This window comes from Devosia sp. Root436, assembly GCF_001426345.1.
Lineage (GTDB): Bacteria > Pseudomonadota > Alphaproteobacteria > Rhizobiales > Devosiaceae > Devosia.
This window is the reverse complement of sequence record NZ_LMEM01000009.1, coordinates 467,724-488,812: the sequence shown is the minus strand read 5'-3', so window position 1 is coordinate 488,812 and position 21,089 is coordinate 467,724. Positions and strand designations below refer to the sequence as shown.

The 21,089-nt window shown below is 64.3% G+C and carries 23 protein-coding genes; 11 read left to right on the top strand and 12 right to left on the bottom strand.

Translation table 11 applies throughout. The annotated features are described in order from the left end of the window. Nucleotides 1-7 precede the first annotated feature (7 nt). The 3 genes from ASD04_RS07385 (at nucleotide 8) to ASD04_RS07375 (ending at nucleotide 3,187) form a co-directional block, all read left to right on the top strand. Nucleotides 8-1,015 carry an ABC transporter ATP-binding protein gene (locus ASD04_RS07385; protein WP_056254758.1) on the top strand — a complete coding sequence of 336 codons (1,008 nt, stop codon included), beginning with the start codon at nucleotides 8-10 and terminating at the stop codon, nucleotides 1,013-1,015. Between the two features lie 178 nt (nucleotides 1,016-1,193). After that, entirely contained in the window at nucleotides 1,194-1,976 is a 783-nt protein-coding gene (locus ASD04_RS07380) for a ThuA domain-containing protein (RefSeq protein WP_056254755.1), read from the top strand. Nucleotides 1,977-2,143: 167 nt separating this feature from the next. Continuing rightward, entirely contained in the window at nucleotides 2,144-3,187 is a 1,044-nt protein-coding gene (locus ASD04_RS07375; protein WP_056254753.1) for a Gfo/Idh/MocA family oxidoreductase, read from the top strand. A 63-nt stretch (nucleotides 3,188-3,250) separates the two neighbouring features. On the opposite strand, the gene ASD04_RS07370 is transcribed toward ASD04_RS07375, so the two are convergent. Continuing rightward, nucleotides 3,251-3,748, bottom strand: a complete 498-nt coding sequence (locus ASD04_RS07370) for a hypothetical protein (protein ID WP_056254750.1) — start codon at nucleotides 3,746-3,748, stop codon at nucleotides 3,251-3,253. 187 nt (nucleotides 3,749-3,935) lie between these two features. Between ASD04_RS07370 and ASD04_RS07365 the strand changes: the two genes are divergently transcribed. Then, nucleotides 3,936-4,187, top strand: a complete 252-nt coding sequence (locus ASD04_RS07365) for a GlsB/YeaQ/YmgE family stress response membrane protein (RefSeq protein ID WP_056254747.1) — start codon at nucleotides 3,936-3,938, stop codon at nucleotides 4,185-4,187. A gap of 207 nt (nucleotides 4,188-4,394) precedes the next feature. On the opposite strand, the gene ASD04_RS07360 is transcribed toward ASD04_RS07365, so the two are convergent. Continuing rightward, on the bottom strand, nucleotides 4,395-6,002 hold the full coding sequence (locus ASD04_RS07360) for a bifunctional metallophosphatase/5'-nucleotidase (protein ID WP_056254745.1): 1,608 nt from the start codon (nucleotides 6,000-6,002) through the stop codon (nucleotides 4,395-4,397). A 308-nt stretch (nucleotides 6,003-6,310) separates the two neighbouring features. Here ASD04_RS07360 and ASD04_RS07355 point away from each other — a divergent pair, with 308 nt between their 5' ends. Continuing rightward, nucleotides 6,311-6,772 (top strand): GtrA family protein, encoded by a 462-nt coding sequence (locus tag ASD04_RS07355; protein WP_156461149.1) that lies wholly within the window; start codon nucleotides 6,311-6,313, stop codon nucleotides 6,770-6,772. 65 nt (nucleotides 6,773-6,837) lie between these two features. Continuing rightward, the gene (locus ASD04_RS07350) at nucleotides 6,838-7,485 is read left to right on the top strand and encodes a ThuA domain-containing protein (RefSeq protein WP_056254737.1); all 648 of its coding nucleotides are present in this window, start codon (nucleotides 6,838-6,840) and stop codon (nucleotides 7,483-7,485) included. A 173-nt stretch (nucleotides 7,486-7,658) separates the two neighbouring features. Here ASD04_RS07350 and ASD04_RS07345 read toward each other — a convergent pair whose 3' ends face one another. Both ASD04_RS07345 and ASD04_RS07340 read right to left on the bottom strand, forming a co-directional pair. Next, a complete protein-coding gene (locus tag ASD04_RS07345) occupies nucleotides 7,659-8,291 on the bottom strand; it encodes a DUF1109 domain-containing protein (protein ID WP_056254733.1) in 633 nt (210 codons plus the stop codon). Continuing rightward, nucleotides 8,288-8,839, bottom strand: coding sequence for a sigma-70 family RNA polymerase sigma factor (locus ASD04_RS07340; RefSeq protein WP_244488270.1), 552 nt, complete (start codon nucleotides 8,837-8,839; stop codon nucleotides 8,288-8,290). The genes ASD04_RS07345 and ASD04_RS07340 overlap by 4 nt, the downstream gene beginning before the upstream one ends. 165 nt (nucleotides 8,840-9,004) lie before the next feature. Here ASD04_RS07340 and ASD04_RS07335 point away from each other — a divergent pair, with 165 nt between their 5' ends. The 3 genes from ASD04_RS07335 (at nucleotide 9,005) to ASD04_RS07325 (ending at nucleotide 11,078) form a co-directional block, all read left to right on the top strand. Beyond that, nucleotides 9,005-9,358, top strand: a complete 354-nt coding sequence (locus tag ASD04_RS07335) for a hypothetical protein (protein ID WP_056254731.1) — start codon at nucleotides 9,005-9,007, stop codon at nucleotides 9,356-9,358. A gap of 86 nt (nucleotides 9,359-9,444) precedes the next feature. Next, the gene (locus ASD04_RS07330; RefSeq protein WP_056254729.1) at nucleotides 9,445-10,293 is read left to right on the top strand and encodes a cytochrome b/b6 domain-containing protein; all 849 of its coding nucleotides are present in this window, start codon (nucleotides 9,445-9,447) and stop codon (nucleotides 10,291-10,293) included. Then, nucleotides 10,290-11,078 (top strand): molybdopterin-dependent oxidoreductase, encoded by a 789-nt coding sequence (locus ASD04_RS07325; protein ID WP_056254723.1) that lies wholly within the window; start codon nucleotides 10,290-10,292, stop codon nucleotides 11,076-11,078. Before ASD04_RS07330 ends, ASD04_RS07325 begins: the two co-directional genes overlap by 4 nt. A gap of 134 nt (nucleotides 11,079-11,212) precedes the next feature. On the opposite strand, the gene ASD04_RS07320 is transcribed toward ASD04_RS07325, so the two are convergent. Beyond that, nucleotides 11,213-12,163 (bottom strand): ABC transporter substrate-binding protein, encoded by a 951-nt coding sequence (locus ASD04_RS07320; protein WP_056254719.1) that lies wholly within the window; start codon nucleotides 12,161-12,163, stop codon nucleotides 11,213-11,215. A 472-nt stretch (nucleotides 12,164-12,635) separates the two neighbouring features. On the opposite strand from ASD04_RS07320, the gene ASD04_RS07315 reads away from it, so the two are divergent. Together ASD04_RS07315 and ASD04_RS07310 are read left to right on the top strand one after the other, a co-directional pair. Further along, entirely contained in the window at nucleotides 12,636-14,174 is a 1,539-nt protein-coding gene (locus ASD04_RS07315) for a DEAD/DEAH box helicase (RefSeq protein WP_244488269.1), read from the top strand. A gap of 167 nt (nucleotides 14,175-14,341) precedes the next feature. Beyond that, nucleotides 14,342-15,232 carry a 2-dehydropantoate 2-reductase gene (locus ASD04_RS07310; protein ID WP_056254716.1) on the top strand — a complete coding sequence of 297 codons (891 nt, stop codon included), beginning with the start codon at nucleotides 14,342-14,344 and terminating at the stop codon, nucleotides 15,230-15,232. Nucleotides 15,233-15,253: 21 nt separating this feature from the next. Here the strand turns inward: ASD04_RS07310 and ASD04_RS07305 are convergent, their stop codons facing one another. From ASD04_RS07305 to ASD04_RS07275, 7 genes are all read right to left on the bottom strand, one after another. Then, nucleotides 15,254-16,666 carry a trehalose-6-phosphate synthase gene (locus ASD04_RS07305; RefSeq protein ID WP_056254713.1) on the bottom strand — a complete coding sequence of 471 codons (1,413 nt, stop codon included), beginning with the start codon at nucleotides 16,664-16,666 and terminating at the stop codon, nucleotides 15,254-15,256. Between the two features lie 22 nt (nucleotides 16,667-16,688). Beyond that, on the bottom strand, nucleotides 16,689-17,465 hold the full coding sequence (otsB, locus tag ASD04_RS07300; protein WP_082531057.1) for a trehalose-phosphatase: 777 nt from the start codon (nucleotides 17,463-17,465) through the stop codon (nucleotides 16,689-16,691). A gap of 351 nt (nucleotides 17,466-17,816) precedes the next feature. Beyond that, on the bottom strand, nucleotides 17,817-18,593 hold the full coding sequence (locus ASD04_RS07295; RefSeq protein ID WP_056254712.1) for an META domain-containing protein: 777 nt from the start codon (nucleotides 18,591-18,593) through the stop codon (nucleotides 17,817-17,819). An 87-nt stretch (nucleotides 18,594-18,680) separates the two neighbouring features. Then, nucleotides 18,681-19,169, bottom strand: a complete 489-nt coding sequence (locus ASD04_RS07290) for an ureidoglycolate lyase (RefSeq protein WP_056254709.1) — start codon at nucleotides 19,167-19,169, stop codon at nucleotides 18,681-18,683. A 2-nt stretch (nucleotides 19,170-19,171) separates the two neighbouring features. Beyond that, nucleotides 19,172-19,993, bottom strand: a complete 822-nt coding sequence (locus ASD04_RS07285) for a bifunctional allantoicase/(S)-ureidoglycine aminohydrolase (protein WP_056254706.1) — start codon at nucleotides 19,991-19,993, stop codon at nucleotides 19,172-19,174. Nucleotides 19,994-20,008: 15 nt separating this feature from the next. Then, nucleotides 20,009-20,692 (bottom strand): glutathione S-transferase family protein, encoded by a 684-nt coding sequence (locus tag ASD04_RS07280; RefSeq protein WP_056254703.1) that lies wholly within the window; start codon nucleotides 20,690-20,692, stop codon nucleotides 20,009-20,011. A 50-nt stretch (nucleotides 20,693-20,742) separates the two neighbouring features. Continuing rightward, nucleotides 20,743-21,078, bottom strand: a complete 336-nt coding sequence (locus ASD04_RS07275) for a helix-turn-helix transcriptional regulator (RefSeq protein WP_056254701.1) — start codon at nucleotides 21,076-21,078, stop codon at nucleotides 20,743-20,745. Between the last annotated feature and the right edge of the window lie 11 nt (nucleotides 21,079-21,089).

Below are 21,089 nucleotides of genomic sequence, written 5' to 3'. Positions count from 1 at the left end.
CTAACAAATGGCAAGTATCGAGCTTCGCAACATTCGCAAGGCCTTTGGCGCGGTCGAAGTCATCAAGGGCGTGGACCTGGAGGTCCGCAAGGGCGAGTTCATGGTGTTTGTCGGCCCGTCAGGCTGCGGCAAGTCCACCCTGCTGCGGCTGATCTCGGGGCTGGAAGACATCACCTCGGGCGAAATGCTGTTCGATGGCAAGGTGGTCAACGCCCTGGCCCCATCCAAGCGCGGCATCGCCATGGTGTTCCAGAGCTACGCGCTCTATCCGCATATGACGGTCTACGAGAACATGGCCTTCGGGCTGACGCTCGAAAAGGGCCACAGCAAGGACGAAATCCAGCAGCGCGTGGAACGGGCTGCCGACATGCTGCAAATCCGCCAGTATCTCGACCGGCTGCCCAAGCAGCTGTCGGGCGGGCAGCGCCAGCGCGTCGCTATCGGCCGCGCCATTACCCGCGATCCCAAGGTGTTCCTGTTCGACGAGCCGTTGAGCAACCTCGATGCTGCCCTGCGCGTGGCGACCCGTATCGAGATCGCCAAGCTGCATGAAAGCATGGACCATGTGACCATGATCTATGTGACGCATGACCAGGTGGAGGCCATGACGCTGGCCGACCGCATCTGCGTGCTGCGCGACGGGCTGGTGGAACAGGTGGGTACGCCCATGGAGCTTTACGAGCACCCCAATTCGGTATTCGTGGCCGGCTTTATCGGTTCGCCGAAGATGAACTTCATCTCGGGCGAAAAGGCCGCTGCCTTCAATGCCGAGACTGTGGGTATCCGCGGCGAGCACATTACCATCGTGCCCGATAACGGCACCTGGAGCGGCACTGTGATCCATACCGAAAACCTGGGCGCCGATTCCTACGTCTATCTGGAGATGGGCACGGAAGAGCCGGTGGTTGTTCGCCTCGATGGGGCCAATGACTACAAGAGTGGCGATGTGGTGCATATCGCCCCGATGGAAGACAAGATTCACCGCTTCGACGGAGCCGGCAAACCGATCCGCTAGGCGGTCAATTCAGCGTGGCGGCCACATGACCGCCGCCGACATCATCCACCGTGTCATTCCCGCGCCAGCGGGAACCTCCGTTGTCGCGACTGGGGTTCCCGTTTTCGTGGGCGCGACACGGAGAACCACGGAATGGCCGGTGCCTCCCCACCGGACCAGCCAATTTAGGAGACTACCCATGCCGATCCGTACCCTGATCTGGGGCGAGAACGTCCACGAACAGAAAAACAAGATCGTTGCCGACAACTACCCCACCGGCATGCACAACCAGATCGCCAAGCTGTTGAGCAGCGACGGCAATATCGTGACCAAGACCACGACGCTGCAGGAGCCCGAGCATGGCTGCACGGTCGAGGCGCTGGCCAATACCGACGTGCTGGTGTGGTGGGGCCATGCCGCCCATGGCGAGGTGCAGGACGAGATCGTCGAGCGCATCGCCAAGCGCGTCTGGGAAGGCATGGGGCTGATCGTGCTCCATTCGGGGCATTTTTCCAAGATTTTCAAACGGCTGATGGGGTCGCCCTGCGCTCTGCACTGGCGCGAGGCGGGCGAGCGTGAGCGGCTGTGGGTGACCAATCCGGGCCATCCCATCGCCAAGGGCCTGCCGGCCTACTTCGAGCTCGAAATGGAAGAGATGTATGGCGAGCCCTTCAGCGTGCCCGAGCCGCTGGAAACGGTGTTTGTCAGCTGGTTCCAGGGCGGGGAAGTGTTCCGCAGCGGCCTGACCTATCGGCGCGGCGCCGGCAATATCTTCTATTTCCGCCCCGGTCACGAAACCTATCCGACCTATCACGACGACACGGTCGGGCTGGTGCTGCGCAACGCGGTCAGCTGGGCGTACAACGCCAATCAGCATCCCGAATTGCTCGATGCGCCCAATACGCCGGTGGACGAGGCGATCGAAAAGATCGTGGAACGCGGGCCCAAGCTGCATCATGGCCGGGAAGAAGGGTTCAAGTAACGCACACGGCGCCCCGCGCGCTCGGTGTCACCCCGGCCTCGAGCCGGGGCCCATCCCGAGATGCGCGGGCGCGACAAGATCTCAGGATGGATCCCGGCTCATGGCGGGGATGACATCGAATTTGTTGAAACATTGTGGCCAATAGTGTCGCACAGGGAAGTACGAATATGCGGATCCTCATTCTGGGAACCGGCGGCATGGCCAATCAGCATGCCAAGCATTTTGCAGCGATCGAGGGCGTGACCCTGGCGGGTGGCGTGGACGTCGATCCGGCGCGGGTCGAGGCGTTCTGCACGACGCATACTATCGAGCGGGGCTTCGGGTCGCTGGACGCGGCGCTCGCCTGGGGCGAGTTCGACGCGGTGGCCAATGTGACGCCCGACAGCGTGCACTACCCCACGACCATGGCGGCGCTGGCGGCGGGCAAGCATGTGTTCTGTGAAAAGCCGCTGGCCACCGACCATGCCAAGGCCATGGAAATGACCGAGACGGCCGAACGGCTCGGCCTGGTCAACATGGTCAACCTCACCTACCGCAATGTGAGCCAGCTGCAGAAGGCGCGCGACATCGTGCAGTCGGGCGCGGTGGGCAAGGTCAAGCATTTCGAGGCGAGCTATTTGCAGTCCTGGCTGGTTTCCAAGGCCTGGGGCGACTGGCGCACGGAGAGCCAGTGGCTGTGGCGGCTTTCCAAGAAGCACGGCTCCAATGGCGTGCTGGGCGATATCGGGGTGCATATTCTGGACTTCGCGACCTATGGCGCGGGCAGCGACTTCTCCAAGGTGTTCTGCCGGCTGGAAACTTTCGAAAAGGCCGAGAACAACCAGATCGGCGAATATGATCTCGACGCCAATGACAGCTTTGCCATGACGGCGCAGCTGGAGAATGGCGCGCTGGGCGTGATCCATGCCACGCGCTGGGCGACCGGGCATTTCAACGAATTGCGGTTGCGCGTCTATGGCGAGCTGGGTTCGATCGAGGTGCAGCATCGGCATGACTGGAGCAAGCTGTTCACCTGCCTGGGCGACGACGCCGAAACGGGCACCTGGACGGAAGTGGCGGTGGATGCGGTGCCGACCAACTACATGCGCTTTGCCGATGCGGTGAAGGCGGGCAAGACGCTGGAGCCGAGCTTCCGCCACGCCACCAATATCCAGAAAGTGCTGGACCTGGCTACGGTGACGGACCGGGACCGGATGGAACACAAGGTCTGAAGGCGCTCAGCACAGACAGAAAAACCCCGGCCGTTCGGCCGGGGTTCTCTTTTGCGTCAGATCTCAGGCGCGGTCGTCCACATAGACGACGAGCGAGCCATCGGCATTGCTCTTGACCGCGACGACGTCGCTGGAGGCATAGCCTTCGGCTTCGAGCTTGGCCTTGATGGCGTCATTGCCGTCAATATTGGTGTGCAGCGTTGTCATGCCATCGGCATTGGCCGAGAGGGCCTCATCGAGCGCAGCCGCTTCGGTGGCGGCATCGCCCTGCAGCGACGACAGCAGGACTATGGTCACCTTGGCTTCGTCGGTTACCGTGGACAGATCCACATCGGCCGAACCAGCGACTGACGAAACCACCGAACCATAGGTGTTGTCCGACATGCCGCCGGCATTGGCATTTGCATTGGCGTTAGCATCAGCGCCAACCTTGGCATCGACGGCCGGGGTGTCGACGGTAACGCCCGCACCCACGCCGGCACCGGCATCCTGCGCCAGGGCAGGCAGGGCGGTGGCGGCCAGAAGGGCGGCAATGGCGGTAACAGCAAAGGTCTTTTTCATTTTTCAAACTCCTTGGTGGGTTGTGCTCCCCACATGAACAGGCACCCAACGGCTGGGGCGGCGAGGAGTTGCGCCTAATCTGATCACAATCAGAATTTAATCCCTCACAGCTCCGCGAGTGGTGCAGTCTTGCAACCGGATGAGGCGCTACCGACTTATCCGGTGACCATCACAATGGAGCGCCATAATGGGTATTATCTGGGCCATTATCATCGGATTCCTGGCGGGGCTGATCGCCAAGTGGATCACGCCGGGCGACAGGAAGCCGAGCGGGTTCATTCTTACGACCGTTCTGGGCATTGTCGGCGCGGTGCTGGCCACCTGGCTGGGCCAGGCCATCGGCTGGTACGGGCCGGGCGACGGCGCCAATTTCATCGGGGCCATCGTCGGGGCGGTGATTATCCTGCTGGCCTGGGGGCAGATCGCAAGAAGGGCCTAGGGCCTTTCCCTCTCCCCTTGAGGGAGAGGGACGACCTGACGCGTTCAGCGGAAGGTCAGGGTGAGGGGTGCTGCACCATCCCATGCTTCGACATTCGCGGATAGCGCACCACCCCTCATCCGCCCTTCGGGCACCTTCTCCCTCAAGGGGAGAAGGAATAAAAAGGGCGCCCGGTGGGCGCCCTTCGTATTTTCGTGCCCAGCGGGATCACTTGATCTCGGTGATGCGGCCGTCTGTATAAGGCGTGTAGGTGCCGCCCTGCTTGGCGATATAGTCGGCCACCACTTCTTCGAGCGGCGGGCCGAAGTCGTAAGGGTTGTCGCCTTCGGCGAAGGTGCCGTAGCCGTCGCCGCCGCCACGCACATAGTTATTGGTGACGATGATGTAGTTGGCGGCTTCGTCGATCGGCACCCAGGCATCGCCCTCGCCCTTGACCAGCACGTCGCTGACGCGGCTGCCGGCGGGCTGGCTGAGGTTGAAGCTGTATTTGAGGCCCGCGACCTGGGCAAAGCGTCCGGCGCCGTTCTCGACATCGCTGACGCCGTTTTCGAGCGCCTCGATGACGTCAGCGCCGCTGATTTCCACGGTGGCCAGCGTGTTGGAGAAGGGCAGCACAGTAATCACGTCGCCCTTGGTGATTTCGCCCGCATCGATGGAGGCGCGGATACCGCCACCATTCTGAAAGGCGATGGTGGCGCCCTGGTCGGCGACGCGATCAAGAATGGCATCGGCGAGCAGGTTGCCCATGGAACATTCCATGGCGCGGCAGACTTCGCGGGAGCCTTCGATGGCTTCGGTGGTGGTGCCGATCACCACGCCCATGGCTTCCTGGATGGGGCCGGCGAGTTCGGCCAGCTGGCCCGCAAATTCCTCGTTGCCCTTGACCGAGGCGTCGATCAGGAAGGGTTCGCCTTCGGCCTTTGTGACGACGCCGTTATCGTCCCAGGTGATGGCGATATCGCCCAGATACTTGCCATACTGGTTGGCCTGCACCACCGGCACTTCGACGCCGTCCGGGTTGGTCACCATGGTCGGATAGGGGCCAGCGGCGCCTTCGGCGGTGTTGGAGAGCAGGGTGTGGCTGTGGCCACCGACGATGACGTCGACCAGCGGCAGGGCCGCCGCCACGTCCATGTCGACCGTGTAGCCGATATGGCTGAGGAGGATGATCTTGTTGACGCCGGCTGCGTCGAGCGCTTCGGAGGCGCCGCGCACATACTGGATGACGTCAGTGAATTCGACATTGGGGCCGGGCGAGGCGATTTCCGGCGTATCCTCGGTGGTGGCGCCGATAATGCCGATCTTCTCGCCACCCACTTCGATGACGATGGAACCCTTGATCTTGCCGCGCAGGTTCTCATCGCGGGTCACGTCGAAATTGCCGCCGATGATGGGGAATTCGGCCGTCTCGATGAATTTCATGAATTCTTCGGGGCCATCATCGAATTCGTGGTTGCCGGTGGCGACCACGTCGAAGCCCATCTGGTTGAAGAAGTCGGACACGACCTTGGACTTGTAGGTCGTGTAATAGAGCGAGCCCTGGAAATTGTCGCCGGCCGAGAGCAGCAGCGTGTTGCCATCGGCATGGCTGGCGCGGGTGTCGTCGATGATGGTCTTGAGACGGGCAATGCCGCCGAAGCATTCGCCCTTGGCGTCGGTTTCGGCGTCGCAGTTGGAATCGGTGCCGGTGATGGGATCGAAGCGGGAGTGGAAGTCGTTGATATGCAGGATGTTGAGCGTGAAATCTGCATAGGCGGCGCCGGAAAATCCGGCGCAGAGGGTGAGCGCCGTGGCGCCAAGAAGTAAACTTTTCATCCCTGTATCCTTTTTGATTGCTTTGACTTCAGACCAGTTCCCGCAGCTCGGGCGATGCCAAACGAAGCCCTCCGTCCGGCCACGGCGATAGCGCTGAGTTAACCAGTCTTTTGTGACAGAGAAAAGTGGACCTTTTGGTCAAGTTTCGGCCTTGATGAGTGGTTTCATGAAGGCCATGCGCAAACGGGGGTTCAAGCTAAATCAACCATGGCGCAAAACAGTGCCGCGCGCCGGCATAGCGTAAACCGGCGGGCAAGGCGCCCCGTCCATAGTGCAGCCAACCCGACCTGCCTGAGGATTGAACGCCCATGAGCGCAGCCCTGGAGAGCCTGATGCGCGAGGTGCCGCCGACGCGGCCCGAAGCGCGGCTATTCGGCGGGCTCATTGCCTTTATCGGCATCGGGGCGTCGGGCGCGGCGGCATTCGTTGTATTGTCGACGGCAATGATCTGGCTCGATACCGGCTTTGCCGACTGGATGGTCAACACTGCCTGCTATGCCAGCCTGATCCTGCCGGTCTATCTGCTGCATCGGCGCTATTCGTTCGAGTCCGATGCGCCGCACGGCCAAGCGCTGCCGCGCTATATGGCGGTGCAAGCCATGGCGCTGGTGCTGGCAGCGCTGTTTTCGTTCCTCGCGCATGGCCTGTTGGCCATGCCCACCCTGCCCGCATCGATGCTGGTGATCGCCCTGACCTCGGGGGTGAATTTCATGGTGCTGCGTAGCTGGGCCTTTGCCCGCGCGCAGTGGGGCCAGACCGTTCCGGCGTGACGCCGGGGTTTCAATACTGAACCAGTCGGGTATTCTCCGCGCCGTTGATTTGCGGAGTCTGCGGCATGAAAAGTGCATTGATCGTCTATGGCGGCTGGTCCGGGCATGACCCGGAGGAATGTGCCGCCATCTATCGCCGATGGCTGCATGAGGATGGCTTTTCGGTGCGCACCGCCACCGAGACTAGCGCCTTTGCCGATCCGGCCATCCACGACCTGAGCCTGATCATCCCCATCTTCACCATGAGCAAGATTGCCAAGGAAGAGGTGGAGAACCTGACCAGGGCGGTCGAAGGCGGGGTCGGGCTGGCCGGCCATCACGGCGGCATGAGCGACGCCTTCCGCGAGGCGGTGGACTATCAGTTCATGGTGGGCGGGCAGTGGGTGGCCCATCCGGGCGGGATCATCGACTATACGGTGGACGTAGCCGACCCGCTCGATCCGATCATGGCGGGGATCAAGGCGTTTCCCTATACGTCCGAGCAATATTACATGCATGTCGACCCCTCCAACCATGTGCTGGCGACGACGACATTCAGCGGCGAGCATGCGCCCTGGATCAAGGGCGTGAAAATGCCGGTGGCGTGGAAGCGGATGCACGGCAAGGGCAGGGTGTTCCACTCGACGCTGGGGCATCAGGCCAAGGAATTCGAGGTGCTGGAAATGGCGACGATCATGCGGCGGGGCATGAACTGGGCGGCAAGAGAGGAATAGACGCAATCTTCCTTCTCCCCTTGAGGGAGAAGGTGCCCGAAGGGCGGATGAGGGGTTCTGCGCCATCCCGGACATTGAAGCATGGGAGAGCGCAGCACCCCGGAAATCCGCTGGACGCGGATTTCCACCCTCTCCCTCAAGGGGCGAGGGGTGACGACTGAAGGCCGCGACCTTTACCACCGCAGCAGATATCGTCCCAGCACTGCGCCCAAGGCCGCCACGATGACAATTGCCAGCGTGTACCAGAGCGCCAGGAACATCATGCCGGTCTCGGCGCAGGCGAAAGCGTAAATCCAGGCGCCGGTGCCGCCGGCCATGATGCCGGCGGCGAAGCCGGCCAGGGTGGGATTGGCGGGGGCCATGCGGCGCAAGGCAAGCAGGGCGGCGAGCAGGACCGGCAGGGCGAAGACCGGGATATAGGTCAGGGCACGCAGGATGGATGAACCCATGATAAGGGGCATCATGTCATCGGCGCGGGCGAGCTGGACTACGGCAATGACCAGCAGCACATCGAGCAGGCCGAAGGCGGCCAGCCAGGGCCAGCGGGCGCGCCCGTCGGGGCGGGCCAGCACCAGAGTCGCGGCAAGGCCGAGCAGCGCCATGGCCAGGGTGTAGCCGAACTTGGTCCAGTACATCATGGTGGTGGTGGCCACTTCCATGTCGGGCCGCATGCCGAGCAGGGTCAGCATGGCGATGGCGGCGACGACCCCGCTGACCAGCAGGGCGCCGATGAGCAGGCGCGGCATGGCGGTGCGGCGCACCGGCTTGAGATCGGCGGAAAGGCGGGCGATCAGGTCGTCGGTCATTTCGGCCCTCCCGCGAAGCGCGCCGCGAGCGACTTGAGCCCGCGATGAATGGACACCTTGGCGGCCGTTTCGGACATGCCATGCGCCGCGGCGGCCTCGGCAACCGAGGCGCCCTCGATCCGGGTGCGGCGAATGAGATCGCCGGTGCGGGCGGGGATAGCATCGAGGACTACATCGAGGTCGCGCCGGGCCAATGCGTCGGCGCTGTCGTCATGGGCGAAAATGGGGGCGTCATCCTCCAGCGGCACGGTCAGCCGGATGGACTGGCGGCGGACGTGATCGACGAATTTGTGGTGCGCCACCGCATGCAGCCAGGCGGTGAAGGGCCGGCTGCGGTCGTAGGTCATGCGCCTGACATGAATGGCGAGGAGGGTTTCCTGCACGAGGTCCTCCGCGTGCGATGCAAAGGCGGGGGTGAGCCGCCGGGTGAAATACGAGCGCAGGTGACGACCGAGTTCCGATAGCAGCGCGCGATAGGCCGCCGCATCGCCATCGAGCGAGGCGAGCATCAGCCCTCGCAGTCGCGTCTCGGTCGGATCAGTCTGCATTGTGCATTCATTCGCTCCCGCTGGCGGCATGGTTACATGCACGCGGGGGACGAGGGAATAAGCAAGTGTCGATCACGTCGGCGTGATCGCGTAACGCCCTGGACCAGGCCGGCGAATAGCGGGGCATGATCCGCCTATCGGCGGGATCGATCCAGGGAGACCATCATGACCAACAGAATGCGCGGCATTGCGCTTGCCGCCGCGATTTCACTTGCCCTCGTTCCGGCCACCATGGCCCAGGATGCGATGGCACCCGCACAAGACGCCATGGCGCCTGCCGGCGCCATGATGGCGGGTGAACCGACAATGCCGCCGATCAGCGACGCAGACTATGCGCTGTGCATGGAGCAGGCGGGCGGCATCACCTTCCCCGCCGCCATGCAGGCGGCAGCCGCGGCCTGCCATGGCCTGCATATGGGCATGGACGTGATGGGCGCCATGAAGGCCATGGGCGTAGGCAGTGACGCGATGGGTGGGGATGCCATGGCCACCGACGCGATGGCGCCCGCCACCAAATAAATTTCCATGCTATGCATCATTTGTCCCGCGCGGCTCCGTTACTGCTCGCGCGGGGCAAATGGCCTCGATGCCATCAGGGGGAGCAGATGAGCGAAGCCAACGACGCGGCCGGCAAGGGACCGCTGATCTATCGCCAGTCGATCTGGACGCGGGTGACCCATTGGGTGTGGGCGATCTGCCTGTTCTTTCTGCTGCTGACCGGGCTGCAAATCTTCAATGCGCATCCGGCGCTCTACATCGGCCAGCAATCGGGCTTCGAATTCGACAATGCCATTCTCGAGATCGGCGCGGTCAATACGCCGGACGGCCCGCGCGGGCGGACGACGATCTTCGGCAACAGCTTCGACACGACGGCGCTGGGGCTGGGAATGAGTGGCACGGCCGAGCGGCCCGCCTTTACCGGCTTTCCGGGTGCGGTGACCATTCCGTCCTATCGCGATCTCGGCACCGGACGGGTGGTGCATTTCTTCTTCGGGTGGATTTTCGTCGCGACGATCTTCATCTGGTTCGTGGCCAGCTTCATCAATGGCCATATCCGCCGCGATATCGTGCCGAAGCCGGCCGATATTGCCGGAGTGCCCAGGGACTTGGTGGACCACGCGACCTTGCGCTTCAAGCATGGGCGGCATTATGGGCCGCTGCAGAAGCTGGCCTATTTTGGCGTGTTCTTCATCCTCTTCCCGCTGATCGTCGCCACGGGACTGACCATGAGCCCCGGCATGGATGCGGCCTGGCCGTGGCTGCTCGACCTGTTCGGCGGGCGGCAGACGGCGCGGACTATCCATTTCATCACCATGGCGCTGCTGGTGGCCTTCTTCATCGTCCATATCGTGATGGTGCTGGCGGCCGGACCGGTCAACGAGTTGCGCTCGATGATAACAGGCTGGTACCGCGCCAGCCCCGGCACGCCGGAAGCCGAAGGAGACCGACCATGAGCGGACTGATCACACGCCGCAATTTCCTGCGCAGTTCGGCACTGGCCGGCTCGGGGCTGGTCCTGGCCGGCTGCGACCAGTTCGATTTTCTCGGCTCGCGGGAAAACCCGGTGCGTCACGCCATGGAGCAGGCCAATGTGCTGACCTACAATGTGCAGCGTACCCTGATCGGCGACCAGACCCTGGCGCGCGAATATTCGGCCAGCGAAATCCGCCAGGGCCAGCGCCCCAACGGCTCCACCGAACCGTCGACGCCGGAATATATGTTCCTGCAGATGCAGAATTTCGAGCCGTACCGGCTGACCGTCAAGGGCATGGTGGAGCGCGAGGTGAGCTTCTCGCTCGCCGAATTGCGCAACATGCCTTCGCGCAGCCAGATCACCCGGCACGACTGCGTCGAGGGCTGGAGCTGCATCGCCAAATGGACCGGCACGCCGCTGGGACCGATCCTCGACATGGCCGGGGTGAAACCGCAGGCGCGGTTCTGCGTCTATCACTGCTACGACAATATCCAGCGCACGCTGACCGGCGATATTCTCTACTATGAGAGTTCCGATCTGGTGGATGCCTATCACCCGCAGACGATTTTGAGCTACGGGCTCAACGACCAGGTGCTGCCGGTGGCCAATGGGGCGCCGATCCGGCTGCGGATCGAGCGGGCGCTGGGCTACAAGCAGCCGAAGTACCTGCATACGATCGAGCTGGTGGATGACCTCAGCCCGTTCGGGCGAGGCAAGGGCGGCTATTGGCCGGATAATGGCTATGACTGGTATGGGGGGATTTGACCCTTCCCCTCTCCCCTTGAGGGAGAGGGACGACCTGACGCGTTCAGCGGAAGGTCAGGGTGAGGGGTGCTGCGCTCAGGTATGCCAGACGTGAAGAAAGAGACCCCTCATCCGCCCTTCGGGCACCTTCTCCCTCAAGGGGAGAAGGGAAGAGGTTTGCTCCGCTCGATCAGCGTCGTCAGCGCATCCAACTGCTCGGCATATACGCGGTAGCTCCTGATCCAGCCGGCCGGCCAGTCGCCGATCTGCCCGGCGACGACAGCGGGGAGGCGCTGGGCCAGGGGCTGGGCGGCGAGGCTTTCGGCAGTGCGGGCGCCCCAGCGGTCGTCGAGCAGGATGATGTCGGCGGGGTAAAGATTGGCGTTTTCCCAACTCAGGGTCTGATAGCTGCTGCCGGGATCGGTGGCGGGCACGACGAGATCGAGGCCCCAGGCGGCAAAGTCGGCCAGTTCGCCGAATTCCGATGGAGCGGCGACGGAGATGCCGCTCGATGAGGGCGAGGCGACCATGACCGTGAGGCCCGGATGGGCTGCGATTGTGGCCTTGAAGCGGGCGAGGGCGGCGTCGAAGACCTGCCTGTCGGCCAGCACGGCCGGCGCGCCGAGATCGGCGCCGAGGCTTTCGGCGAGCGCCGCGAAATCCTCGATCATGGCGAGTGCGGAGCTGCCCTGGGCCGGACCGACGATGGGGGCGATGGCCTCGATCCGGTCGATGATGGCGGCATCGCCCACGGCGCCGCCGTAAAAGCCTTCGCGCGGCCAGTATTCGGTGAGGATCAGATCGGGATCGAGGGCGAGGACGGCTTCGGCATCGAGCTCATACCAGCCGCGGCCGACTATCTCGATGCCGGCAAGATCGAGGCCTTCGGCGGCGCGGTCGAGCGAGGGCGGGCCATCGAGGAAAACGCCGATGGGGCGGATGCCGAGCGGGATCAATGCGGCGGCGGCGTTGATATGGGCGATGATGCGGCTTGGCCGGTCGGGCAGGGTGACGGTCTTGCCGGCGCCGTCGGTATAGGTCCATTCGGCGGCCAGCGCGGGGGCGACGAGGAGGGCGAGGATGAGGAAAGCCAAGCTTTTGAACATGGTTCCTCCTATCACGAATGTCATCCGGGCGCAGGCCGGAATCCATCCCCAGGTCCATCGGCCTGCCGTGAAGGTTCGGTCATTTCAGGATGGATCCCGGCCTGCGCCGGGACGACATCGGGGTCGGATAACATGGCGCGCACACCCGCCATGCGTGGCGCGAGCCCGAATTTCCTTGCTATTTCAGGCGCCTTGCCGCATATGAGCGCTATCGTCACCGGCGCATGGACCTTCACTGGATCCGCTGGCGCCATAAATCTGGTGACGGACTTCTCTTCTTATCCCAAGCGGTGAGCGGCGAAGTCAGCCCGGAAACTCTTTTGTCCGGGTTCGAGCCAGCACCCGCGCGATAGCTCCCTTTATCGCCCGATTGCAAATGTTTTACCCGCCGGCGCATGTGCGTCCGGCGACATGCGCGCTGCATTGTCTGCGCGCCTGCAAGCGCCATATCGGCGCAGAAAGACGTGTTCACTTGAACGACTTCATTTCCCTCGGCCTGCCGACCATCCTGACCGACAGCCTGACTGCCGGCGGCTTTACCGAGCCTACTAAAATCCAGCTCCAGGCCATTCCCAAGCTCCTCGAGGGCAAGGACATGATGGGCATTGCCCAGACCGGTTCGGGCAAGACGGCAGCCTTCGGCCTGCCGATCCTGGCGGGCCTGCTGACCCTCAATGGCCGCCCGCGGCCGCTGACCACGCGCGCCCTCATCCTGGCGCCGACGCGCGAACTGGCCGTGCAGATCGACGAAGCCATCCGCAAGTTTGCCGGCTCCAAGATGAAGCTCGATACCGTGCTGCTGCTGGGTGGCGTGTCGCGCTACCATCAGGTCAAGCGCCTGGAGCGCGGCGTCGATATCACCGTCGCCACGCCGGGCCGCCTCAAGGACCTGATGGACGACGGCAAGATCCGCCTCAACGAAACCCGCTGGCTGGTGCTCGACGAAGCCGACCGGATGCTCGACATGGGCTTCATTGCCCCGGTGCGCCACATCGTCAAGGCGATCGGCATCAAGCGCCACACCATGATGTTCTCGGCCACCATGGCCCCTGAAGTCGCCGACCTGGCCAAGACCCTGCTGCAGGATCCGGTACGGGTCGATGCCTCGGTGGCCGGCTCCACCGTGGTCAAGATCGACCAGCGCGTGATCCTTTCCGGCGCCAAGGCCAAGCGCGGCGTGCTCAACGAGCTGCTGCTCAGCGAGACCGAGAATATGGAGCGCGTGATCATCTTTTCGCGTACCAAGCATGGCGCCGACCGTGTCGCCAAGAACCTGGAGATCGACGGCCACAAGGCCGCGGCCATCCATGGCAACAAGAGCCAGAACGCCCGCCAGGCGGCCCTCAAGGGCTTTGCCACCGGCGAGGTGCGTATCCTGGTCGCCACCGATATCGCGGCGCGCGGCATCGATGTGCCCGGCATTACTCATGTGGTGAACTACGAGCTGCCCGACGATCCGGAGAATTATGTCCACCGTATCGGGCGCACCGGCCGCAACGGCGCTTCGGGCACCGCCATCACCCTGTGCGATGGCACCGAGCGCGGCAAGCTGCGCGACGTGGAACGGCTGATCCGCCGGACCTTGCCCTATACGGGGGACCTGCATACCGGCAACGACACCGGCGTCGTCGAGGCGCCGCGTTCGGCCTACAAGAAGCCGAATGGCGGCCGCCCCGGCCCGCGTTCGGCCAAGAATCCGCGCAAGGACCAGACCGACCGCCGCTCGCCGTCCGAACGTCGCCCCTTCGCCGAGTTCGCCAAGGAGATCGGTGGCAAGAGCCAGCCGCATCACCAGCCGTCGGACACGCCGCGCAGCCGCCAGGCCGAAGGCGCTCAGCCGAGCCGTGGCGTGCGTCGCGACATGGAAACCGGCAAGCCGATGGCGGCCAAGCCGGCCGGCGCCAAACCCGCCGCCAACAAGCAGCGCTGGGGCAAGTCGCAGAAGGACGCGGTGCGCAATGGCGGCCGCTCCAATGCCGATCGCCAGCGCGGTCGCGTTGTAGGCGCGTAAAGCGCGCCGCGTTCAATCCGCTTCGCGAGACGCGCTTTACGCCTTTGTTTTTTCGCATGTCTTTGTCCCAAAGCCGCGGCCACTTTTGGGAGACATGCTGTAAGCGCCGGCAAATCAGCTATGAAAAGGGGGGCCCCAGTGGCCGCCCTTTTTGTTTGGAGCTTTTCATGACGACAATTGCGGTTATCGGGCCGGGTGCAATCGGGGGTACTGTCGCCGTCTGGCTGGCGCAGGACCCGGCTTTCACGGTCATCGTCTGCGCCCGGACGCCGCTCGACGACCTGCGGGTGGAGACGCCGCAAGGTGTGATCACGGCAAGACCGGAGGTGCTGACCGATCCGGGCAAGGCACGGGCGGTCGACTGGGTGCTGGTGGCGACCAAGACCTATGACGTGGAATCGACCAGGGCCTGGCTGAACCGGCTGGTGGGTGCCGGGACGCGCGTGGCCATCATCCAGAACGGGGTGGAACATGTGCGGCTGTTCGAGCATCTGGTGCCGGCCGAGCGGCTGGTGCCCGTGATGATCAACCTGCCGGCGGTGCGCAATGCGCCGGGGCGGATCGTGCAGCGCGGGCACGGTATCATCGCGGTGCCGGCGGGGCGCAATGGTGCGGATTTCGCCGATCTGTTCGTGCAGGCGGAAATCGAGGCGGCGGCACATGACGATTTCCTGTCGCAGGTCTGGGTCAAGCTGTGCGGCAATTGCGCGGCCATCGTGCCGTCGCTGACATTGCGGGCTACAGGGCCGGTGTGGAGCAAGGACATGGAGGCCATCGTGCGCGGGCTGGCGGAGGAATGCGCGGCGGTCGGGCGGGCTGAGGGGGCGATCGTTCCGCAATCGGTGATCGATAGTACGGTCGAGATTGCGCGCAATTCCCGCGAGGGTTCGATTGCCGGCTCCATCCATGCCGATCGGCTGGCGGGTCACAAGATGGAAGTGGATGCGCGCAATGGGGTAATCGTGCGGCTGGGCGAGAAGCACGGGATTGCCACGCCGATGAACCGCGTGCTGGTGACGCTGCTGGCGGGGGCGGGGAGCCCTTGGGTCGAGCGCTAGGAGGGGTATCCTTGTTGCCCCTCAGGCCACCGACGCCAGATAGAGGATATCCCTTGTCCCCGTACCCGCCGTCGAGGCCGGGGCCAGCCGGTCGAGGAAGCTGATCGCCCAGTCTTCCACATTGTGCTTGCGGGCGGCGGTCATCAGCGTCTGCCAGCGGCGCTGGCGTTCCTCAAGGTCCATGTCGAGGGCCATGCGCAGGGCTTCGGCGGTTTCGTCGGTATCGAAAGGATTGACCAGGATGGCATCCTCGAAAATCTCGGCGGCGCCGGCAAAGCGCGAGAGAATGAGCACGCCGGGGTCGGCGGGGTCCTGGGCGCCGATATATTCGTGGGCGACCAGGTTCATGCCGTCGCGCAGAGGCGTCACGAGGCCAACGCGGGCGAGGCGGTAGAGGCCGGCCAGGCTCGGCTGGCCATAGGCGCGCTTCACATAGGTCAGCGGCTGCCAGTCGGGTTCGGCAAAGCGGCCCATGACACGGCCGCAAATGGCGTCGAGTTCGTCGCTGGTCTGCTGGTATTCCTTGATCGTGTCGCGCGAGGGCGGTGCCACCTGCAGCAGATGGACCGTCCGGCGAAAGCGGCTGTCGTTGAGCAGCAGCTTTTCATAGGCTTCCACCCGCTGCGGCAGGCCCTTGGAATAGTCGAGCCGATCGACCCCCAGGATCAGCTGCTGGTCGTTGAGGGCGCGCTCCATGCGCCTGATCATCTTGATGGCGGCGGGGCTGGTCGCGAGCCTGGCAAAGGCATCGGGGTCCGAGCCGATGGGGAAGGCGGCGACTTCGGTACGGCCGAAATCCACCGACTTGAGGGGCGAGCCGGCCAGGGTCGAGGGCGCCTGGTGCTCGGCGAATTCGGTGAAGGCGACGACGTCCCGGTTGGCCTGCATGCCGACGAGGTCATAGCGCGACAGGTCGCGCATCAGTTCCTGGTGATGCGGGATGGCGTAGAGCGCGTCGACCGTCGGGAACGGGATATGCAGGTAGAAGCCGATACGGTTGCGGGCGCCCAGATTGCGCAATTCGCTGGCCAGCGGGATCAGGTGATAGTCATGTACCCAGATGATGTCGTCGGGCTTGAGCAGCGGCAGCAGAGCACGGGCGAACTGGGTGTTGACGCGGCGATAGCCCTCGTACCAGTGGGCCTCGATGGTGGCGAGGTCGAGCCGCAGGTGGAAGCTGGGCCACAGGATGGAATTGGAGAAGCCGGCATAATAGGCGTGGTGATCCTCGCGCGTGAGATCGATCTGCGCCACCGACAAGCCATCGATATCCTCGAAGCGGGCCTCGGGCGAGGGCGCATCCACCAGCCTGCCCGACCAGCCGAACCAGAAGCCCTCGCGTTCGGCCAGCGTCTTGCGCAGGGCGACGGCCAGGCCGCCGGCCGCCGGGCCCTTGCCCGGCGTTCGGTTGGAAACGACGATGATGCGGCTCATGCAAATGCCCCCGGTCGGTCCGTCAATGCGTCAATGCCGTGTCGCGATCGCGCGCGGCGATATCGCCGAGGCCCTGGATCAGGGCATGGACCGAGGCGACATTGGCAATGCGCATGCGGGCGGCGGTATCGCCTTCTCCGAGCTTGATGCCGACGCCGCCGAGATCCTGGGCGGCGATGAAGGCATCCTCGTCCGTGGTGTCGTCGCCGATGAAGATCGGCGTGCGGCCGAGAAAAGGCTCTTCGCGCATGAAGGCGCGCAGGGCCTGGCCCTTGCTGGCAGCGCGAGGGCGGGCTTCGAGCACCATCTTGCCGGCAACGAGCGTGAAGTCGGTGACGCTGTGAACCGCCTCTTCCATGGCGATTCGCACGGCGGTTTCGAGCTCGGGCGCCTGGCGATAATGGAGGGCGACGGCGCCCTCCTTGATTTCCAGCAGAAGAGTCGGATTGGCCGCGACCAGGGGCGAGATGGCGTGGGCGATCTCCTCGGCGCCGATGATAGCGGCGGGATCGACGGTTTCCACCACGCCATCGGCGCGGCGGCGCTGGGTGCCATGGGCGCCGGCCACGGGCAGGTGCAGCGGCGCCAGGAACCTGTCGATATCGGCGATCTCACGGCCGGTCAGCACGGCAAAGGCGCTGTCGAGCTCGCGCGCGGCCCGCCCAAGCTGCTGGGCCAGTGCTTCAGGAACCTCGACGGCATCGGGGGTATCGGCAATCTCGACCAGCGTGCCGTCGAAATCGGTGAAGATGGCCAGGTGGGGAATGGCATTGGGGGCAACGGCATCGATCTGCGCCATCGGGGGGACCTTCCGCGGAAAATTACCCAGATGCAACGCGCAGATGCCGGTTTGGTTCGACCGGCATGGCTGGCATGCGGCAGGCCATATTCTGAATGGCAGATAAATGAGGCATTGGTCCGGCGTTCAAACCTGGTTGGCTAGAGGAGCTGCAGCGTCAACGCCATGCCTGGATCAAAAAAGATGTCCCAGCTCGTCATCACTACCCTTTTCGCGCTTGCCCTCAGCTTCCTGACCTTCGCCGCCTCGTTTGCTGGCGTACCACGCAGCGAAGTGCTGGTGGTTGAAACGCAGCAATAGCCGGCGGCGCCGAGAGATCGGCGTTGTCCATGGCGGCTCCGGGGGAACTGTTCAGGGCCGGCGGACCAAGCCGGCCAGTGGCACGCCGGCGGCATCGACCAGCTTGAGCGTGTCGCCCAGGAGGTCATAGCCGGCAGTGGCGCCGAGCGCGGCGAAGAAGCGCGCTTCCTGCGCCATGACGGCCGGCCCGCAGGCCATGCGAGTGCCCGCTATGGGCCCGAAGGTCAGGGGCGGGGCCTCGAAGCTGGCTTCGGCGAAATAGTTGTTGCAGCCGCCATTGCCGCCGACGCGGTGATCGGCGGCGATGGAGAAGGTCAGCGCGGTTTGCGGCAGCACCGGCTCGCCGCCGATACTGGTCACGGCCCAGACGACATCGAGCAGCGGATTGGGTGTTTCGACCGGCGGCAGGATCTGTTGGGGCGGATCATGTGGCGGGGGCGGGGAGAATTCGACCGCGATGACGTTGCCGGCGGGTTCGCGCGGATCGACGACCACCGGTTGTCCGTTGCGGAAGATGACGTAGCCGTTGCTCCAGATTTCGGCGACGAGGCCGAAGCTGCCACCATCGGCAAGGACGTCGCTGCGCACGTTGAGGGTGAACTGGATGGGCGATCCAGCCTTGCCGCCGAGGCTGGCATGGGCGCCGGTGATGCGCTGCTGGCCGGGCAGGGCGACGAGGGTGATGGTCAGCGAGGCGCCGGGGGGCAGGGCCATGCGCTCGCGATAGGTCACGAGGCCAGTGAAGGTGACGTCCGCGGCCAGGGCGGGGCCCACAGAGAGTAAAGCAAGCAGGGCCAGGACAAAGCGAACGAGCCTTACGGGCAGCATGGCAACCTCCATCGTCTGGCAGCTAAACTAGCGCAGGGTCGTGTCGGTTGCGAGGTGATGATGGTGGGCCGGTGTCTGGTACCGATCTTACCGCGTCACCGTCCACGGCGCGTCGAAATGGTGTTCCTCCAGATTGTTCCCCTCGCCCCCGCGGTCCACCACCAGGAAATCGCTTTCGGCTTCGAGCGGGGTCAGCACGCCGTGCCAGGTGTTCATGGCGATGTTGACGCCTTGGCCGGGGGCGGGGGCGAAGGCGCGCAGGCGCACCGGGGCGCCGCTTTCGTCCTCGGCTGTTATGACCAGCCAGGGGTTGGGCGACAGCGGATAGAAGGCCTGGCTGCCGAGCGGGTGGCGCTCGACCAGCTTGAGGCTGAGCGGCAGTGCATAGGGCTGGCCGCGGAACAGCGAGATGAGCGGGCGGGGATGAACGCCCCCCAGTTCGACCCGCGCCAGGTCGTGGTAGCGCTCGGTCATGCCATTGTTGATAGGGTAGTGATGCGCGCCATCAGTTTCGATCACCTGCCCGAACGGGGCGAAAGCGGCGGCGGTGAGGGGTTCGATGACGATCGTGCCCATGGCTAGAGGCCCAGTTTGGCGTGGCGGTTGACGTCCTTGTAGAGCAGGTAGCGGAAGCGGCCGGGGCCGGCATAGCAGGCCTGCGGGCAGAAAGCGCGCAGCCACATGAAATCGCCGGCCTCGACCTCGACCCAGTCGCGGTTGAGGCGATAGACGGCCTTGCCTTCGAGTACGTAGAGGCCATGCTCCATGACATGGGTTTCCTCGAAGGGAATGACGGCGCCCGGCTGGAGGGTCACGATGTTGACATGCATGTCGTGGCGCAGGTCGCTGGGCTCGACGAAGCGCGTGGTGCCCCAGGTGTCCTTGGTGTCGGGCATCCAGCGGATGGGTTCGTCCCGCTCGTTGGTGACGAAGGCGGCGGGCACCGCGATGCCCTCGACGGGCTCGTAGCGCTTGCGGATCCAGTGGAAGCGGACCGGGGCGTCGCTGGTGTTCGAGAAAGACCAGTTGCAGCCTGGCGGCAGGAAGGCGTAGCCACCGGGCCGCAGCGCATGCAGCTTACCCTCGATGGTCACATTGGCTTCACCCTCGACCACGAATAGCACGCCCTCGGCTTCAGGATTGGGCTCGGGCCGCGTGCTGCCGCCACCTGGTGCGACTTCCATGATGTATTGCGAGAAGGTCTCGGAAAAGCCGGTCATCGGTCGGGCGATGATCCAGAGCCGGGTCTTGTCCCAATGGGGCAGATAGCTGGTGACGATGTCGCGCATCACGCCGTGCGGAATGACCGCATAGGCCTCGGTGAAGACGGCGCGGCCAGTATGGAGCGCGGCCTGCGGGGGCAGGCCGGCTGACGGCGTGGCGTAGGGTGTGTCGGCCATGGTGATCCCGGACGGTCAGGCAGTCTGGCGATAATCAGCGACGATGCGGCCGGCGGCAAGGGCCTCGTTCTCATAGGCCTGCTTGCGCCAGGTTTCCTTGAGGGCGGCCTGGTACCAATCCTGCATCGCGGGCAAAGCCAGCAACCGTTCTGCATAGGCGGCGGCCGGCGCGCTGAGCTTGAGATCGTAGACCTGTATGCGGAAGGCGACGGGGCAGAAGAAGGCATCAGCAGCGGTGAAGGCGGAGCCGGCAAGGAAGGGACCGCTGAAGCGCGTGAGACCTTCGGTCCAGAGCGCGTCAAGCCGGGCGATGTCGGTGGCGAGGCCGGCGGGGATTTCCTTGAGTTCCACGCGGATGCCGACATTCATGCCGCAGATATTGCGCAGGCTCTGGAAGCCGGAATGCATTTCCGACGCGGCCGAACGCGCAAAGGCGCGGGCCTGTCTGTCCGCCGGCCAGACCTGGGGATGGGTCTCGGCGAGATATTCGGTAATGGCCAGGGAATCCCAGACCACAGTGTCTCCATCGACCAGGCAGGGAAAGCGGCCGCTGGGCGAGACATCGCCAAAGGCCAGAGCCGGCCCATCGGTGAAGGGACGGACCTGCTCATCGAAGGCAATGTCCAACTCGCGCATCAGCACCCAGGGGCGCAGCGACCAGGACGAGTAATTCTTGTTGGCGACATAGAGTGTGTACATGGGAGCCCTCCAATGTCTCGGCCATAGCGTCTCCCTCGGCGCGCCGCAAGTCAGGCGGGGCTTGCAGTCTCCGCCCGGTTTCTGAGCTTGCTCAGCATGGAGGCGGCATAGGCGGCGTAGCGGCCGATCCAGCGCTCATGGATGGCATGGATGGGCAGGGCGTCGAGGTGGTTCCAGCGCTCGCGGCCGCGCCGCTCGGCGATGACGAGCCCGGCCTCTTCGAGCACGCCCAGATGCTGCATGACAGTGCAGCGGTCCAGCTCCGGTAGCAATGCACACAGCATGCCGGTGGTGCGCGGCTCACCCTTCAGCAGATCGCAAATCTGCCGTCGGGTGCGGTGGCTCAAAGCCTTGAAAATCAGGTCGTTTTCGTCTTCGGTTGACATGTTATATTTTT

Excerpts from the sequence above, each read along its gene's own strand:
- ASD04_RS07350 (WP_056254737.1), top strand. The coding sequence starts at position 6,838 with ATGAAAAGTGCATTGATCGTCTATGGCGGCTGGTCCGGGCATGACCCG.
- ASD04_RS07285 (WP_056254706.1), bottom strand. The coding sequence starts at position 19,993 with ATGGCCGACACACCCTACGCCACGCCGTCAGCCGGCCTGCCCCCGCAG.
- ASD04_RS07365 (WP_056254747.1), top strand. The coding sequence starts at position 3,936 with ATGGGTATTATCTGGGCCATTATCATCGGATTCCTGGCGGGGCTGATC.
- ASD04_RS07345 (WP_056254733.1), bottom strand. The coding sequence starts at position 8,291 with ATGACCGACGACCTGATCGCCCGCCTTTCCGCCGATCTCAAGCCGGTG.
- ASD04_RS07370 (WP_056254750.1), bottom strand. The coding sequence starts at position 3,748 with ATGAAAAAGACCTTTGCTGTTACCGCCATTGCCGCCCTTCTGGCCGCC.
- ASD04_RS07380 (WP_056254755.1), top strand. The coding sequence starts at position 1,194 with ATGCCGATCCGTACCCTGATCTGGGGCGAGAACGTCCACGAACAGAAA.
- ASD04_RS07275 (WP_056254701.1), bottom strand. The coding sequence starts at position 21,078 with ATGTCAACCGAAGACGAAAACGACCTGATTTTCAAGGCTTTGAGCCAC.
- ASD04_RS07305 (WP_056254713.1), bottom strand. The coding sequence starts at position 16,666 with ATGAGCCGCATCATCGTCGTTTCCAACCGAACGCCGGGCAAGGGCCCG.
- ASD04_RS07340 (WP_244488270.1), bottom strand. The coding sequence starts at position 8,839 with ATGCAGACTGATCCGACCGAGACGCGACTGCGAGGGCTGATGCTCGCC.
- ASD04_RS07290 (WP_056254709.1), bottom strand. The coding sequence starts at position 19,169 with ATGGGCACGATCGTCATCGAACCCCTCACCGCCGCCGCTTTCGCCCCG.
- ASD04_RS07320 (WP_056254719.1), bottom strand. The coding sequence starts at position 12,163 with ATGTTCAAAAGCTTGGCTTTCCTCATCCTCGCCCTCCTCGTCGCCCCC.
- ASD04_RS07295 (WP_056254712.1), bottom strand. The coding sequence starts at position 18,593 with ATGCTGCCCGTAAGGCTCGTTCGCTTTGTCCTGGCCCTGCTTGCTTTA.
- ASD04_RS07335 (WP_056254731.1), top strand. The coding sequence starts at position 9,005 with ATGACCAACAGAATGCGCGGCATTGCGCTTGCCGCCGCGATTTCACTT.
- ASD04_RS07375 (WP_056254753.1), top strand. The coding sequence starts at position 2,144 with ATGCGGATCCTCATTCTGGGAACCGGCGGCATGGCCAATCAGCATGCC.
- ASD04_RS07330 (WP_056254729.1), top strand. The coding sequence starts at position 9,445 with ATGAGCGAAGCCAACGACGCGGCCGGCAAGGGACCGCTGATCTATCGC.
- ASD04_RS07355 (WP_156461149.1), top strand. The coding sequence starts at position 6,311 with ATGAGCGCAGCCCTGGAGAGCCTGATGCGCGAGGTGCCGCCGACGCGG.
- ASD04_RS07280 (WP_056254703.1), bottom strand. The coding sequence starts at position 20,692 with ATGTACACACTCTATGTCGCCAACAAGAATTACTCGTCCTGGTCGCTG.
- ASD04_RS07310 (WP_056254716.1), top strand. The coding sequence starts at position 14,342 with ATGACGACAATTGCGGTTATCGGGCCGGGTGCAATCGGGGGTACTGTC.
- ASD04_RS07360 (WP_056254745.1), bottom strand. The coding sequence starts at position 6,002 with ATGAAAAGTTTACTTCTTGGCGCCACGGCGCTCACCCTCTGCGCCGGA.
- ASD04_RS07325 (WP_056254723.1), top strand. The coding sequence starts at position 10,290 with ATGAGCGGACTGATCACACGCCGCAATTTCCTGCGCAGTTCGGCACTG.
- ASD04_RS07385 (WP_056254758.1), top strand. The coding sequence starts at position 8 with ATGGCAAGTATCGAGCTTCGCAACATTCGCAAGGCCTTTGGCGCGGTC.
- otsB (WP_082531057.1), bottom strand. The coding sequence starts at position 17,465 with ATGGCGCAGATCGATGCCGTTGCCCCCAATGCCATTCCCCACCTGGCC.